Below are 15,390 nucleotides of genomic sequence, written 5' to 3'. Positions count from 1 at the left end.
GTTCGCAAATAACTGTCGCGCCAAGGTTGCAACGTATCGAGCAATGCGCCCGGATGTTTACAACGGGATGTGGGGGCCAATGACGCCTGCAAGGCTGATCTGACGCGCGCGAAGCCTTGGGCGAATACCGGTAGCTCACTTTGTCTTTTCATGGTGATGCCTCACTCAATTGACGGCCGCGTGATCCGCGCAATATTCCGACAGCTGAAACAGCACGCTGCCGTCACCGCTGCAGTACTCGCCGATGACTCGGCAACCGCCGTAGTCTTGGCGTACGCGGGTAAATTGTTCGCGGGTGTACTTCAAACAGACATTGGTCAACAGGTAGCCCTGTGCCGAGCCTTTGCTGACGGGCAACAAGGTGGCGGCAACGCGGTAGCGATCCACCCCGTGCTCGATTTCTGAAACAACCACTTCGTGCTCGCCGGTTTTCTGGAAGCCGAGCTTCATGCCGATCAGGTCGGAGAATCGATACATACAGTCGTGCCGGTAAAAGCGCTGGATGTGTTCGTCACCCTGGGCAGTGGACAGTTGCATCTCCGAAAGCACGTAGGTTCGCGCACCACCAATACGCCGTAGTATCTGTCCGATGGTGTCGGGCAGTTCATTGCCTTCCTGAAACCCCAGCATGGTGATCAGCGTCACATCCTGCCCGCAGTCGATGTGGCGCCTGTACAGCGAGCGAAAATCCGTCGACAAGTAGCGAAACCCTTGCGGCGCTGCGAGCAATGGCTCAACCGATCGGCGCATGACCCCGTGTGATGCCTGGTTGATATCAACGGCGGTGTAATGCAACGGCTCAGCGCCGTTCTCCAGCAGGTGCCGCATCAGCGCGCAGGTTTTGATCGGCTCAGGGCCCAACTCCACATAATGCAAGCGATCTTGACCGACCAGCTCCACAAGGTCATCCGCCACCGCGCGCAACAGTTGACCCAATGCGCCTTGGCCACAGGGTGCGGCGCACAGATCCACGCGGTCGACGCCCTCCTGATTCAGCGAGGTCATCAGGTGCAGGATTTCTTCGCTGACCAACCGGTCCCATTCCGATAAATCAGCGCCTGTGGCCGCGTATTTAGCGGCATTTTCAACCGTCCATATCGGGCTTTCAAAGCCGTGGTTGTTCTTCAACGACGACACCACCAGCTCATTGATATCCATAAGCGCTCCCTTTCTTATTGTTATCAGGCACCCACCGGCGTACCTGCTTGACCCAAAGCCTAGGGAGCGAGCATGATTTTGTATATTTGAATAATCTGCACAACTGATCCTTAAAAGAAGAATCATGAGCAAACAATTGAATGTCGACCTGCTGCGCACCTTTCATGCGGTGGCCCGTTTTCGGCGCTTCAACGAAGCCGCCCAACATGTGCACCGCAGCGCCTCGACGGTCACCACGCAGATCCAGAAGCTCGAAGCGTTGATCGGTCAGCGTTTGTTCATTCGCAGCAATCAGGGCGTGGAGCTGACGATGTATGGCAAGAAGCTGCTCAGCGAAACCACTGACTTCCTCAAGAGCCATGACCGACTCCTCGCTTCCCTGACCCCACAACGCATGCAGGGGAAAATTCGCCTGGGCTTGCCGGACTCCTACGCACCGGCCTTTATGCGGGACTTCCTGCCGCAACTGATCGCCGACAATCCGCTGCTCGAACTGGAAGTCGAAGCCCGATCCAGTGGTGAATTGTTCACCATGTTCAGCCGTGAGCAGATCGATCTGGCGTTGATTGTCAGCGCTCAGCCGTTGGAACAAGGGGAGCTGTTGGGGTCGATACAACCGGTGTGGGTGGTTTCCGAAGATTTCAGAACACCCGAACAGGCGCCGCTGCCAATCGCCGTGCAATTGAACGGTTGCCCCTACCGCGCCTCGGCCATGCGGGTGCTCAAGGACAACGGCACCTACTACCGGGTGCTACTGGAAAGCGCGAGCTCCACGGCAGTGGAGGCGGCCATCAGCTGCGGCCTGGCCGTGGGCATGATCGAAGAAAGTCGCATCAGCGCCGGGCTGACTAAAAACATTCCAGGGGTGCAACTGCCCGAACTGCCACGCCACCATCTCTACTTGCTGTCCGATAGCGCGAACTACCTGGCGCTCGATCTGCATGAGCAGTTAAAGCAGGGCTTCACCCTTTGACAGATGCCCACAAAAAAGCCCGCTGACCGTTACCGGTTCAGCGGGCTTTTTTGTGTCTTACAGCATTTTTTACAGCGCCAGGTCAGATGCCGGTTTGCTTGGCTCGCCCGCAGGCTTGGCAGCCTCGGTAGCCGTTGGTGCCGTCCGCTGTGGGATTGCAGGCGGTGGTGTCAGTTGCAGGACTCCGGCGGTGTAGGCCCATTCCTTGGCAACCGCTTCCGGGCTGTCGTTCAGCTTGGTGCCATAGCTCGGCACGATCTGGTGCAGTTTTTCCTGCCAGGCCGGGGTGGCGACCTTGTCCTTGAACACTTTCTGCAGCACGGTCAGCATGATCGGAGCCGCGGTGGACGCGCCTGGCGATGCACCCAACAGGCCAGCGATGGTGTTGTCGGCGGAGCTGACCACTTCGGTGCCGAGTTTCAGGACGCCGCCCTGCTCTTCGTCACGCTTGATGATCTGCACGCGCTGACCGGCCTGCCACAGACGCCAGTCGGATTGCTTGGCGTTCGGGAAGTACTCTTGCAGCGCCTTGAAGCGGTCGTCATCGGACAGCATCAGTTGGCCGGCGAGGTACTCGACCAGTGGGTATTCACGAATACCGACTTTGGTCATTGGCCAGATGTTGTGGGTGGTGGTGCTGGTCAGCAGGTCCAGGTACGAACCTTCCTTCAGGAACTTGGTGGAGAAGGTCGCAAATGGGCCAAACAGGATCACGCGTTTGCCATCCAGCACACGGGTGTCCAGGTGCGGCACCGACATCGGCGGCGCGCCGACCGAAGCTTTACCATAGGCTTTGGCCAGGTGCTGCTCGGCGATGGTCGGGTTCTCGGTCACCAGGAACGAGCCACCCACCGGGAAACCTGCGTATTCCTTGGCTTCAGGAATGCCGGACTTTTGCAGCAGGTGCAGTGCACCGCCGCCAGCGCCAATGAACACGAACTTGGCGTCGGTTTCAGTCTTGGTGCCGTCTTTCAGGTTTTTGTAGCTGACGCGCCACGAACCGTCATCGTTCTTGGTGATGTCCTGCACTTCGCTGGACAGCTTCAGATCGAACTTCGGAGTGGTTTGCAGGTGCGCGACGAACTGGCGCGTGATTTCGCCGAAGTTCACGTCGGTGCCGATCGGGGTCCAAGTGGCCGCGATTTTCTGGTTCGGGTCACGCCCTTCCATCATCAGCGGCACCCATTTGGCGATCTGCGCCGGGTCTTCAGAGTACTGCATACCGGCGAACAGCGGGCTGGCCTGCAGGGCTTCGTAGCGTTTTTTCAGGAACTTGATGTTGTCATCGCCCCACACGAAGCTCATGTGCGGTGTGGAGTTGATGAACGAACGTGGGTTCTTCAGCACGCCCTGCTGGACCTGCCAGGACCAGAACTGACGGGAGATCTGGAACGCTTCGTTGATCTCGACCGCTTTCGGGATCTCAACGTTGCCGTTCTTGTCTTCGGGGGTGTAGTTCAGCTCAGCCAGGGCCGAGTGGCCAGTACCGGCGTTGTTCCAGCCGTTGGAGCTTTCTTCGGCGACGCCGTCGAGACGCTCGACCATCTCCATCGACCAATCCGGCTCCAGCTCGTTGAGCCATACGCCGAGGGTCGCGCTCATGATGCCGCCGCCGATCAGCAGCACATCGACTTTCTTGGGCTCTTGCGCTTGCGCAGTCGTGATCCCCATCGACAACGCCAGCCCCAGCAGGGCAGTGTTAACTTTCTTAAACATCCGTAGCACCTATGATAAAACGCCATCCGCCCCGCAGCCCCTGCGCCTGGGCACGCTTCCATCGCGCTGCGCCAGGCAACGCACCGCAAGGTGTGCACAGTCATTTCAGGGTCGCAGGGTGGGCACACAAAGCCGACGTATCGACTTCACTTTTATGTCCCTTCTGCGCTGACTTCTTATCATTATTGGCTTCAGCTACCCGGCGACAGCCGCCCGTCGCAACGTATACAGGAATACGTTGCGGGAACAGACCAGACCAGGACGGCGCGCAGAATATCACGGCAAAAGGCCGTTATGCGCTGTTTGGCTAATTGACAACGCCAAAACAACCGCTTTAGCGCGCTGGATCGGCCACAGTGTCAAGCCTGACGGGCGCGACGTGGGGTCACAGCCTGGCAATCGCGCGGGAACTCTGGTGCAAATGGCTGTTCTAGACACCTTCGTCGTTGCTTGCGTAGCATCGGCGGCTGTCTTTCGTGCCCTTCATCAAAACAGAGCGATTCATGTCTATCCAGCAAACACCCGGGCATGTGCTGCCCGCGCGCAGTGCCGCCAAAATGGAAGCGGCCATGGCCGTGGGCGCGTTCGCAATCGGCACCGGCGAATTCGCCATCATGGGCCTGATGCCCGACATCGCCCATAACCTGAACTTGAGTGAACCCCAGGTCGGCCACGCCATCAGCGCTTACGCGTTGGGCGTAATGGTCGGCGCGCCGCTGCTGGCGATCCTCGGCGCCAAATTGCTGCGCAAACACATGTTGCTGTTGCTGATGGGGCTGTACGCCTTGGGTAATCTGGCCACCGCGTTTACCCCGACCTTCGGCTCGCTGGTAGCGTTTCGCTTTATCAGCGGCCTGCCCCATGGCGCCTACTTCGGCATTGCCGCCGTGGTGGCCTCCAGCATGGTGCCCACCGACAAACGCGCCGGCGCCGTGGCCCGCGTGATGATGGGCCTGACCCTGGCCATGTTGTTGGGCAACCCCATCGCCACCTTCCTCGGCCAGTACCTGGGCTGGCGCTCGGCGTTCGCACTGGTGAGTGCAATTGCTCTGTGCACCATCGCTCTGGTCTGGCAGTTCGTGCCCCACCGCCATGACGAACAACGCAGCGACCCGCGCAAAGAACTGCGCGCCTTCACCAAACCCCAGGTCTGGATGGCCCTGGCCATCGGCGCCATTGGCTTTGCCGGGATGTTCTGCGTATTCAGCTACCTGGCGCCGACCATGCTGGAAGTGACCAAGGTGTCGCCCCAGTGGATCCCCTTCGGCCTGGCGGCCTTCGGTGTGGGCGGGATCATCGGCAATATCGCCGGCGGTAAGCTTTTCGACCGCCTGCAATTTCGCGCGGTGGGCCTGATATTGGTGTGGTCGATGGCGGTGTTGCTGTTCTTCCCCGTCGCCGCATCCTCGTTATGGGGCGTACTGCTGAGCATGGGCCTGGTCGGCACCATGGTGTCACTGGCCGCACCGCTGCAAATCCGCCTGATGGACATCGCCCACGAAGCCCCCAGCCTGGCAGCGGCCTCCAATCATGCGGCATTCAACCTGGCGAACGCCCTGGGGCCATGGTTCGGCGGCATGGCGATCACCGCCGGGTACGGCTGGACCAGCACCGGCTACATCGGCGCCGCCACCGCACTGGTCGGCCTGGGCATCTACCTGATCGCCCGCCGCATGCAAGGCGGCCACTAACGCCACCCGCTCCGCTGGAGATCAAACTGTGGGAGGGGGCTTGCCCCCGATAGCGATGGGCCAGTCAATACACAACTGACTGACCCACCACCCCATCAATCGTCATGCAACAACCCCGCCCCATACTCCCCATAACTGCTCCCCAACCCACTGCCGCCAAAATTCATCTTGGCGGCTTTGTTGGGGCTGTGGTCGCCAAAGGCTTGGCACCCACCTGAAAAACACGGGTCGCTGTTGACAGCAGAAGACGATGAACACGCGCTCAACAGCAACGCACCGGCGATCAACACGACTTTGACAAGGCTTGAAGTCATTTTCGGTTCCCTAGGGGCTGGAGGCTCGGCGGTCCTCGCTTGAGCAGATCGTAGACCTACCGGGCAGAAACGATAATGAAACTTTAATGCGCGACAGGGTGGGTTCAGGCTCCTGCCGGACGGAGACGAGGCTCTTGAACGCGCAACGTTTCGGATGCATCCCTGATAAACTGCGCCCCATTCGCCTCGCTGACTCAGATCCCCCCATGCTCTTACAACCCGCTCCACTCTCCCGCCGCTTCTCCATCGCCCCGATGATGGATTGGACCGACCAATCGCCACTACCTCCGCGCTGCTTGCCTACCGCCGCTCCACACTTTCTCCATGTAGCAATTATTTAGCAACAGCTGTTTAGTAACGTTCAAGCTCGAAGCCGCGAGTGAAAATCACGTCATTAACCACTGGTTGGGACCCTTTATTAATCCATCCACCATGAACCCAATGGTCAGAGTACTTATGACAACTCTATCCGACTCTTGTTCAGCAATGGCGTAGCCGCCGCCAAATTTCCATTTACTTGAATGCTAAGGATATGCTCATTTCACCGAAACTCGATGCTGCATTCGAGGCCCTGTCTCACAACGGTGCCTCATCCATTGGGCCTCATCTCAGACGAATTGAGCACCGAAATTGCTCGCAGCTTCTTTTTCGGCAAATAGAACTGATTTCGGTACCGGCATACGGTGCTACGCTAAACGTCACCCGAACTCTCTGTAGACTGGCATGGAACAATAAGAATGGAAGTCAAACAAAACCCTTTCTCATTTTACGATTTCCTTGGGTACTTTGTACCCGGTTCGCTTTTTGTTTATTTACTAATCAGTGTAGGTTCACACACAACCATTAGAGAAAGCACACTAATTAAATTCATTAACCTTTCAGATCTAAAAGGCATTGAACTTTATACCCCACTGATATTACTTGCCTACATCAGTGGACACCTGATAAATTTTCTTTCAGCTATCACGGTAGAGAAACATCTTAATTGGATGTACGGCTTCCCCTCGAAAACTTTACTAGGCTTCTATCAAAACAACTACTTTACCACCGGAAACGAAAGCATTAAAAAAAATATCATCCGAAGCATAATAGCGTTATTGCTAATCCCAATTAGCGCCATAGATTTTTTCTTTAACTATGTACTCGGCATAAAAAACCTATTAAACAAAGAACTTGATCCCTTGATGAAAGAAATCACAAAACAAAAAATTGCCTTGATAATGTCGAATTCAAGCGGATTAAAATCCCCGCCTACAGAACCAATAACAGAAACAAATTACTTCCTTTTCATCTATCACTACGCATTAGAGAACTCCAAAAACCACGCACCTAAAATGCAAAACTACGTCGCGCTTTTCGGCTTAATGAGAACTTTAACCTTATACTTAGTCATATTATTTTGGGTAGCAGCCTGGCACCTCTCTTATAGCCAAGCAGAACCTCAAAGCATCATTATCACTCTCATCACACTAAGCACACTTTCTTATATTTTTTATCTTAGCTTTATAAAATTTTATAGACGCTTTACCTTGGAAGCACTAATGGCAGCCATCGTAGCACCGCCCCCGATATAAAAACTAACCACATAGCTTTTATTAATAAATGAAAGCGGAGGAAATAGAGAGGAAATAGGGGTCAGACCACCATTATTGAAAAAATGCTTCGACCCCAACTCTCCGGGCGGTTGCCACTCTTGGTGGCGAGGCGTCAGCCATTTTCCCAAGGGGATGCAATTGACCGAAAGCCGCCGCTACATACAGGCGACAGACCAGAGCTGATCAAGCTTCGTCGTATAACTTTGGCTCATCATATCGCGGCGCATTCCCCAATCAGGAACTGCCGGCACACAAGCCGAACGCAGCGTGCCCCTACCCCATCGCTCATTGATCTGGTCCATGACTGTCATCACCCTCGTTGCCTCAGCCGGCTGTGATACTGCAAACAAATCATCGGTGTACTCACCAGGCTGGCAGAGGTTCAGCAACATCACCTCAGCCTTGCTGTACTTAAAACCTGATCGAAATATCCGATCAAGCGCACCCACCGCTGCTTGAGTAAGCAGCCGCACGTCGTCGGTGGGATACGGCATATCCACCACCACCCCATTGGCATACTTCGCCTCCTCCGGATTGAACATGCCCGTGCGGATGCACACACGCACCTTCTTGCACAGCGACTTCTGAGCGCGGAGCTTCTCAGAGGCACGCATCATGTAGGTGGCTACAGCCTCCTTGATGGGTGCCAACTCCGTAAGCCTCATGCCAAACATGCGGCTGCAGCAGATCTCCTGCTTCGGTGGATCCGGCTCCTCCAGTTCCAGGCAAGGCGCCCCCCCCAACTCCCTGGCCGTTTTCTCGATCACTACACTGAACTTCTTACGAAGCGTCCACGGGTCAGCCTTGGACAGGTCCATAGCCGACTTGATACCCATGGCATCAAGATGGAGTTTCATTTTGCGGCCGACGCCCCACACCTCCGCCACGTCCGTATTGCGCAGGACCCAGTCACGCTTAACCGGGTCGGTGATGTTGACCACCCCACCGGTTTGGGACTGCAGGCGCTTCGCGGTGTGGTTTGCCAGCTTCGCCAGGGTCTTTGTGTGAGCGATACCTACACCGACAGGGATGCCAGTGCAACGAAGCACCTGAGCGCGAATCTGCCGGCCTAAAGCATCCAGCTCACCGATACCAGTCAGGTCGGCGAACGCCTCGTCGATGCTGTACACCTCCACCGCCGGCACCATCGCCTCGATCAGGCTCATCACGCGCTCGCTCATGTCGCCGTACAGTGCATAGTTGGAGGAGAACGGGACGATGCCGTGCTGCTTGAGCTTGTGCTTGATCTGGAAATACGGCTCGCCCATCTTGATGAAGGGCTTTGCGTCGTAGCTGCGGGCGATGACACAGCCGTCATTATTGCTCAGCACCACGATGGGCACCTTCGCCAGGTCTGGCCGGAATACCCGCTCGCAACTGGCATAGAAGCTGTTGCAGTCGATCAGTGCGAAGGTTGGCTGCTTAGACATGGCTGCGCACTGTGCTGGTGATCACGCCCCAGATCGACAGTTCGTCGCCTTCGAGAACGTAGCGTGCCGGGAACTTGGGGTTTTCGGAAAGCAGGACCACCTCCCGGCCGCGCTTGCATAGGCGCTTGCAGACGGGCTCATTATTCAGCAGTGCCACGACCACATGCCCATGGATCGGCTCAATGGCACGGTCTACAACGGCCAGGTCACCATCGAAGATCCCGACGCCCTGCATACTCTCACCGGTGATCGCCACCAGGTACACGTGGGGCGCACGGATATTCAGGACCTCATCCAATGAGATGTGCTGCTCGATATGGTCCGCTGCCGGCGAAGGAAAACCGGCCGGAACCTGGAACGAGCACAACGGCAACTTCGCGCCGACCTCAGCGATGGGACCTAGAATGGTGAAGCTCATGATGCGGCCTTTTACAATTACTGTATGAATGTACAGTTAACTTTGTAGGACGCTTGCGGTCAATTTTTCTGTAGGGAATTTCGACAAGCGGAGAGGTGCGTATGTGTGGGCGATTCGTGCAATACGAAGGAATGGCGATCTTCATTGAAGAGCTGAGCCCGCAGATAGAGCTGTTCAGCGGGTATGACGCTCAGCCTATTGATCGCTACAACGTGGCACCGTCAACGCGGGTGCAGGTTCTACACACAGCTGAGGATGGGCTGCATATCGATGCAGTGAAATGGGGATGGGCACCGTTCTGGGCGAAGGGAAAACGTCCGGATCCGATTAACGCTAGGGTCGAGACGGTCACCACCGGGAAGTTCTTCAAAGAGCTCTGGCCGAATGGCCGGGCCATTGTGCCCAGTGAAGGCTGGTATGAATGGGTAAAAGACCCAGACGACCCGAAGAAGAAGCAGCCCTATTTCATCCGTCTGAAGAGCCGGCGCCCGATGTTCTTCGGAGCGCTTGCCCAGGTCAATCCAGGGTTGGAGCCTCATGAGGGCGATGGTTTTGTCATTATCACCGCCGCAAGCGATCAGGGCATGGTCGATATCCACGACCGGCGCCCTTTGGTGCTGACGCCAGAGCATGCCAACGAGTGGCTTGATCCCGGCATAACCCCATCGCGAGCGGAGGAGATTGCAAAGAAGCGGTGCCAACCCACGGAAGAGTTTGAATGGTTTCCCGTAGGCAAGACCGTAGGGAATGTTAGAAATCAGGGCCCTGAACTGATTGAGCCAGACAGGTCAGCTCAGGTACCACATCACGAAGGCGACTGCAGAGATCCACACCAGGGTAAGCAGAAATGAAAAACCCGCAAGTTGCTTATCCATCCGCTACCCAATGTGAGGTTAAAAGACTGCAATACGAGCTACAGGGGCAACTTTAGTTCAGTGAGGGCAACGCGCCACCGGTTCAAAACGGCGGCGCCTATCAGAACAGCCCACCCAACGCTGCCGGCTCCCAATTCATGATTACCAACTCCCCGCTGATCTCGGCTTTGCCTTGGCGCTGGTTGGCTGTGCTGTATCGGATATCTACCGTCTCGAAGTGAAAGCCTTCAAACACCCGGCGGATATCGGGATGGTCATTGATGCTGACCATAACCTTGCCTTTGCAGCGCCGCATGAAGTCGGCCATTCGCTCGTAGTTTTCAAAAGGAAAGTCGACGCCATAGCCTGCGGTTTGCCAGTAAGGCGGGTCCATATAATGGAAAGTGTGCGGTCGGTCGTAACGTTCGGCGCAATCAATCCAGGGGAGATTCTCAACATAAGTGCCGGACAGGCGCTGCCATGCGGCAGAGAGGTTCTCCTCGATCCGAAGCAGGTTAATAGCCGGGCCAGTGGTCGCGGTGCCAAAGGTCTGCCCCGTCACCTTGCCGGCGAAGGCGTGATGCTGCAGGTAGAAAAATCGGGCGGCGCGCTGGATATCGGTAAGGGTTTCAGGGCGGGTCATTTTCTGCCATTCGAACACCTGTCGAGAACTGAGTGCCCATTTGAACTGGCGCACGAATTCTTCCAAGTGGTTCTGCACAACGCGGTAGAGCGTCACCAGGTCGCCGTTGATGTCGTTGAGGACTTCAACCGGCGCGGCCTGGGGACGCATGAAGTAGAGCGCGGCGCCGCCGGCAAAGACTTCGACGTAGCATTCGTGGGGTGGGAAGAGCGGGATAAGGCGGTCGGCCAGACGGCGTTTGCCGCCCATCCATGGGACGATGGGTGTAGACATAGAAGCAAGACCTTTGCTGTATGGATAAACAGTGCTAGGCTCGCTCCGCTTTGTGCACGAAGCAGGAGCCTTGGCTGGACTTGCAGGGGTAATCTGCGGGACAGCGATCCATTTAGATGTTGACGCATCTAATTGGATCGCTCTTTTTGTAAATCAAACATATCGTTACATTTCGTTTTTTATCTCTCCCCTAGAAAATTGCATATTCATAACAATCAGCTAGCATCAATACGCCATCACACTAGGAGTATGAAATGTCGAACGGTATATTTTCAGTAAACTTTAGATCGAACCGCCCAGATAATGGCGGCGGCCTTGTTGTAATCAAAAACGGATCAGCTAACGGCGGAGACCCAAACTATCTCTATCAAGGGGCCGTCCCTACCGTTTCAGGGCCCTTCACAGGGCAATTCAGAGTCAGCATGTGGCGCGAGGGCAATACTAACGTTACCGGCCTCGACAACTACACATTGAATGCGGCTGGCAATATCGATTATGAAAATGGAACAATCTCATTATCAGGCACTGTAGAGGGCGCACCTCACATAGAAATAACTTTACAAGGAAGTAAAATTGCCCCTGCCGTGTAGTAACTCTCTTCGGCAGATAACCTTTTAAGGTTATCTGCCTTACCAACACTCGACTCACAAGTTGCGGGAAATGTCTCTCGCATAAGCCTGACAGGCCCGCAGGGCGATCAATCCTCGGTCGCCGGCATCGGTGATTCCGATAATTCGTTGAGCATGCGCTGGGTCAAGTTGGGCTCTTGTGGCGCCATGAACCACGCGGCCGGTGGCGGTGGTGGTTGGCACTGCATAGTTGCCGGTGGTTTCGGTGGCGGCGAGAACGACTGACAGCCGCAGATCAGCAGTAGCCAGGCGATCACGCAGACGAGCCTGCTTCGTTTGCTCATCGGTCAATTCCTTGTGGTGTGTTTCGTCGTTGTTGTGCAGGCGCTGCTCCAGGGCAAAGCGCTTGTCCTGCTCTTTGCGCTGCAGGGTGGCAGCGGCTTGGGATAACTCGCCGAGGGTGTCGGCATGGAGCCGGGCCTGGTGCTCCAATTGCTTGCCATAGCGCCAGTCTTGAGCGGTCCAGGCCAGGGCAGCCGATCCGGCGGCCAACATCACCAGCAGCAGGCCGACCGCCGCAATCCGGTATTGCGTGGGGATCAGGTCGAAGAGACGCATAACACCACCCTCGCCCTGGCCCACAGTTGCAAACGATCTTCCAAACCGTTGAGCCCGCCGTTGATCCGCCGGGTGATGGTGTTGAATTGCTCCTGATCCGCGAGCGCATTCAACCCATTCACCGACCAGAACCACGCCGCTGACTCAGCCGCCCACTGCGGCTGCTCGAGCAGCTCAGGCGTGCGCAGCAATCGTTCGTCGCCGAACAGCGCCAAGCTGCAGCGCAGGTAGTTGTCGTGGCCGGTGACCTGGATCAGCCCACGGCCGCGATACCGTTGGCCGTCACCATCGGCTGCCGCCGTGTTCCCCAGCTTCGCCGCCAGCGGGCCCGTGTCGTACTTGCTGAGGTATTGATCGCTCCCCAGTTCACGCACGTACTGCAGCTGGCCGGACTCATGGCCGACCTGGGCGAGGAAGGCTGCCTGGCGCTTGGGTGTATCGATCTTGCGATTGGTCATGGCCGCGTTTAGCGCGGATACAAAAACGCCCGCTTGGCGGCGGGCGTTGGGCATGATGCGTTGGAGTTGTTGCTCGGTAATGGACATCGCTTTTTCCCAGGCAAAAAAAGACCGCTCGATGGCGGCGGGTGTTGAAGCAGATACGGTCGGTTACAGCTCCAGGACTTTAACCTCCTTGGACTTCTTCGTTTTCTTTCCGGCCACCTTGGCCTTACCCTTCTTCCCTGCGTTGCATTCCACAGTGGTGCTCCAACCGGACTGGGTGAATACCTGCTCCACCGAATCGACCAGAAACTCACCGTCCAAGCCGTCCTTGAAGCCCTGCGCGTTGATCTGCCGTTCAACAAACAGATCGGTGCGCCCAACCATCTCCAGCCGAACCTCGGCGGTCGAGCGGTTGAACGCCGCAAGACGGGCCTTGGCCGCTTGCTCTGCAGCGGATTTGTTCGGATGGATATGCCGGTCGGTATGAACCGGCGGCAACCCGGCAGGCGCGTCGTCGTTGTCCAGGATCAGATTGACCAGCTCGCCGGTCTTCTTGTCCTGGTACTTGGCCTTGACGGCTTTCTGCGTGGTACGGTCGGTGAAGCGGAATTGCCAGCGGCTGACCTCACTGCGTCGGATGGTGACCGCTGGCAGGCTCTTACCGCTGGCGGTCTGCCCGCTTTGGCGAGGCAGCACCAGCAGCTTGCTATCGGCGACCTTGGCCGTGCAGTCGTGATCCTTGGCGAGTCGGGTGATGAAGTTGAAGTCTGACTCGTTCAACTGGTCCGCCCGAGGTACCACCGTGGCAACCGGGCATTGAGGTTTCCAGCTGTTGCGAGCGGCAATGTCGCTGACGATCTTGGACAGCGGCACATTTTCCCAACTGCCACTGCGGGTGGTCTTGCCGCTGCCGCGCATGTCGCTGGCCTTGCCGCGAATAACCAGGGTGTCCGGCGGGCCGGAGACCTCGATGTCGTCGACCGTGTAGCGACCCAGGCGAGTCAGTGCTTTGCTGTCGTAGCCTAGGTAGATCTGTATCGCCGCCCCTTTTTTGGGGAGGGACACGGCGCCGTCGCGATCATCAATGCGCAGCTCGAACTCGTCCGACTCCATGCCGGGCTTGTCGAGGGTACGCAACAACAGCAAACGGTCGTTGATCAGCGCCGTTATGTCAGCGCCGTCAGCGACAATTCGAAAGATTGGTTTCAATAGTAAACCTCCAAAAACGACAAAGCCCCGCACGATGGCAGGGCTTGATCTGGTGTAGCGGTACGCGATATCAGCTCTCGACTACCAGCTTGTTGTCATTAATTTCGACGTAGCTTTGGCACACAGGGCAATCGATCCCTTCAACCTTGGACTCAATCAGCAGCGTTTGGGTACAAACAGGACAATCTCCGACCTTTTGCCTTTCCCTGAGGCCGAAGGTTTTCCACACCATCGCCACTAATACGCCGGCAGCCATGAACCAACCAACAATAGGAATGAACGCCAAAAGAATGCAAGCGATCAGACCGAAGATAAACCAGTTTGACCGGTAGCTAAGCTCGCTCCAAAAACTCCTTTTAACCAGCCGAATTTCGCTGACTCTTTCCATAGAAGACTCCATGCATGCAAATAAGCGAGGGAGTCTATCAGCGTGCCGATTTTATGGGCAACGAGCCATCAGTCCCACAACTGCACCTGCTCATCCATGGGCTCAGGAAGATCAGGAAAGTTGATCAACAAGCCTGCCCGCAACGGCTGCGGCTCATCCGCCAGCAACCGATTGGTCGCCAACACCGCCTCGACCGTACCGTTCAAGTGCCCGTAATGCTGATAGCACAACGTATCCAGCAGGTCGCCGTCAGACGTTCTGCATATCATCGCCATAGCGTGTGAACTCCAAACTAAAGGTTTGCTTGCGCGGGATCCCGCCAGCTAGCAACGCGCCCTGCTCTTCCTCCAGGCTGCGCAAGCACCAGGTGCCGAGGACTACGCCGTAGCCGGTGGTCAGGTTCAACGGCAGCAACTGGGCACCGATGGAACGGAGGGTGTCCAATTGCTTGAGGCCGCCTTTGAACGTGGGGAAGATCGCACCCTTTAGGCTGAGTTTCTCCTCCCCCATGCCCACGGCCTGCTGCGCCGGTCGACGACTGAGGCGCTCTTGCGAGGCCCAGCGGAATTCCGTCTGCCGGCGCAGTTCGTCGAACGCCGCCGTGTCCAGGTTGAAATAGAACGGCTGGGCGTTGGTTTGCAGCGGCTGCAGGATCAATAGATGCGGGAACGGCTTCACTGCTTCCGCCAAAGGTGTAGCGTTCGGCGCCAAGGCGCTGGTGGGCAAGATGTTCGCCAGGCTTGGGCTGACCTTGCCCGCCATCTGGTTGATCGCCGTGCTGGCCCGGGCGGTTTGTTCTTTCAAGGTGCCCAGGCGCTCATCAATGGCCGATATCGCATGGGTCGTTTTGCTGTAGGTCGACAAGACCGCGCCGACCTTGGACTGCGCCGCATCAATCCCGCGCATCACCCGCTGCAGCTTTTCGCCCACGTCCGGCGGAACACCGGGAATGCTGGAGAGTTCATCAGCCGCCCCGGTGATTTCGCCAATAGCACCGTTCACCGGCCCGATCATGCCGTCGATGCTATGCCGGCCTGCCTCCCCGGCCTGGACCAGGGATTTGAAGCCGGATTGCAGTTGCTCCATGTAAGCCATGAG

17 protein-coding genes are annotated in these 15,390 nt (G+C 56.8%); 5 read left to right on the top strand and 12 right to left on the bottom strand.

The window, feature by feature from the left end; genetic code table 11:
- Positions 1–165: 165 nt before the first annotated feature.
- Positions 166–1,158 carry a hypothetical protein gene (locus HRH33_RS08870; RefSeq protein ID WP_034112478.1) on the bottom strand — a complete coding sequence of 331 codons (993 nt, stop codon included), beginning with the start codon at positions 1,156–1,158 and terminating at the stop codon, positions 166–168.
- A 124-nt stretch (positions 1,159–1,282) separates the two neighbouring features.
- Here HRH33_RS08870 and HRH33_RS08865 point away from each other — a divergent pair, with 124 nt between their 5' ends.
- On the top strand, positions 1,283–2,131 hold the full coding sequence (locus tag HRH33_RS08865; protein WP_034137421.1) for a LysR family transcriptional regulator: 849 nt from the start codon (positions 1,283–1,285) through the stop codon (positions 2,129–2,131).
- A 69-nt stretch (positions 2,132–2,200) separates the two neighbouring features.
- On the opposite strand, the gene mqo is transcribed toward HRH33_RS08865, so the two are convergent.
- Positions 2,201–3,847: a malate dehydrogenase (quinone) gene (gene mqo, locus HRH33_RS08860; RefSeq protein ID WP_034137420.1), complete on the bottom strand. Its 1,647-nt coding sequence runs from the start codon at positions 3,845–3,847 to the stop codon at positions 2,201–2,203.
- Positions 3,848–4,350: 503 nt separating this feature from the next.
- On the opposite strand from mqo, the gene HRH33_RS08855 reads away from it, so the two are divergent.
- Entirely contained in the window at positions 4,351–5,538 is a 1,188-nt protein-coding gene (locus tag HRH33_RS08855) for an MFS transporter (protein WP_034096502.1), read from the top strand.
- A gap of 95 nt (positions 5,539–5,633) precedes the next feature.
- Here HRH33_RS08855 and HRH33_RS26380 read toward each other — a convergent pair whose 3' ends face one another.
- A complete protein-coding gene (locus tag HRH33_RS26380; protein WP_167416534.1) occupies positions 5,634–5,852 on the bottom strand; it encodes a hypothetical protein in 219 nt (72 codons plus the stop codon).
- 737 nt (positions 5,853–6,589) lie between these two features.
- On the opposite strand from HRH33_RS26380, the gene HRH33_RS08850 reads away from it, so the two are divergent.
- A complete protein-coding gene (locus tag HRH33_RS08850; RefSeq protein WP_173603431.1) occupies positions 6,590–7,426 on the top strand; it encodes a hypothetical protein in 837 nt (278 codons plus the stop codon).
- A 176-nt stretch (positions 7,427–7,602) separates the two neighbouring features.
- On the opposite strand, the gene umuC is transcribed toward HRH33_RS08850, so the two are convergent.
- Together umuC and HRH33_RS08840 are read right to left on the bottom strand one after the other, a co-directional pair.
- Positions 7,603–8,877, bottom strand: a complete 1,275-nt coding sequence (gene umuC / locus HRH33_RS08845; protein WP_173603430.1) for a translesion error-prone DNA polymerase V subunit UmuC — start codon at positions 8,875–8,877, stop codon at positions 7,603–7,605.
- Positions 8,870–9,295 (bottom strand): LexA family protein, encoded by a 426-nt coding sequence (locus HRH33_RS08840; protein WP_044286813.1) that lies wholly within the window; start codon positions 9,293–9,295, stop codon positions 8,870–8,872. The genes umuC and HRH33_RS08840 overlap by 8 nt, the downstream gene beginning before the upstream one ends.
- Positions 9,296–9,396: 101 nt before the next feature.
- Here HRH33_RS08840 and HRH33_RS08835 point away from each other — a divergent pair, with 101 nt between their 5' ends.
- Entirely contained in the window at positions 9,397–10,146 is a 750-nt protein-coding gene (locus HRH33_RS08835) for an SOS response-associated peptidase family protein (RefSeq protein WP_173603429.1), read from the top strand.
- 124 nt (positions 10,147–10,270) lie between these two features.
- Here the strand turns inward: HRH33_RS08835 and HRH33_RS08830 are convergent, their stop codons facing one another.
- On the bottom strand, positions 10,271–11,065 hold the full coding sequence (locus HRH33_RS08830; protein WP_173603428.1) for a DNA adenine methylase: 795 nt from the start codon (positions 11,063–11,065) through the stop codon (positions 10,271–10,273).
- Between the two features lie 254 nt (positions 11,066–11,319).
- Here HRH33_RS08830 and HRH33_RS08825 point away from each other — a divergent pair, with 254 nt between their 5' ends.
- The gene (locus tag HRH33_RS08825; RefSeq protein ID WP_173603427.1) at positions 11,320–11,655 is read left to right on the top strand and encodes a GrlR family regulatory protein; all 336 of its coding nucleotides are present in this window, start codon (positions 11,320–11,322) and stop codon (positions 11,653–11,655) included.
- 54 nt (positions 11,656–11,709) lie between these two features.
- Here the strand turns inward: HRH33_RS08825 and HRH33_RS08820 are convergent, their stop codons facing one another.
- The 6 genes from HRH33_RS08820 to HRH33_RS08795 form a co-directional block, all read right to left on the bottom strand.
- Complete coding sequence (locus HRH33_RS08820; RefSeq protein ID WP_173603426.1) at positions 11,710–12,252, bottom strand: lysis system spanin subunit; 543 nt, start codon at positions 12,250–12,252, stop codon at positions 11,710–11,712.
- Entirely contained in the window at positions 12,234–12,797 is a 564-nt protein-coding gene (locus tag HRH33_RS08815) for a glycoside hydrolase family 19 protein (RefSeq protein WP_173603425.1), read from the bottom strand. The genes HRH33_RS08820 and HRH33_RS08815 overlap by 19 nt, the downstream gene beginning before the upstream one ends.
- A gap of 63 nt (positions 12,798–12,860) precedes the next feature.
- Positions 12,861–13,904: a phage late control D family protein gene (locus HRH33_RS08810; protein WP_173603424.1), complete on the bottom strand. Its 1,044-nt coding sequence runs from the start codon at positions 13,902–13,904 to the stop codon at positions 12,861–12,863.
- Positions 13,905–13,974: 70 nt separating this feature from the next.
- Positions 13,975–14,292 (bottom strand): hypothetical protein, encoded by a 318-nt coding sequence (locus HRH33_RS08805; RefSeq protein WP_173603423.1) that lies wholly within the window; start codon positions 14,290–14,292, stop codon positions 13,975–13,977.
- 68 nt (positions 14,293–14,360) lie between these two features.
- The gene (locus HRH33_RS08800; protein WP_173603422.1) at positions 14,361–14,567 is read right to left on the bottom strand and encodes a tail protein X; all 207 of its coding nucleotides are present in this window, start codon (positions 14,565–14,567) and stop codon (positions 14,361–14,363) included.
- Positions 14,542–15,387, bottom strand: a complete 846-nt coding sequence (locus tag HRH33_RS08795; RefSeq protein WP_173603421.1) for a phage tail protein — start codon at positions 15,385–15,387, stop codon at positions 14,542–14,544. Before HRH33_RS08795 ends, HRH33_RS08800 begins: the two co-directional genes overlap by 26 nt.
- Positions 15,388–15,390: the final 3 nt, after the last annotated feature.

The sequence above is a fragment of the Pseudomonas rhodesiae genome, from assembly GCF_013285305.1.
GTDB lineage: Bacteria > Pseudomonadota > Gammaproteobacteria > Pseudomonadales > Pseudomonadaceae > Aquipseudomonas > Aquipseudomonas rhodesiae.
The sequence above is the reverse complement of the archived record's forward strand: the minus strand, read 5'-3'. Positions and strand labels throughout refer to the sequence as shown.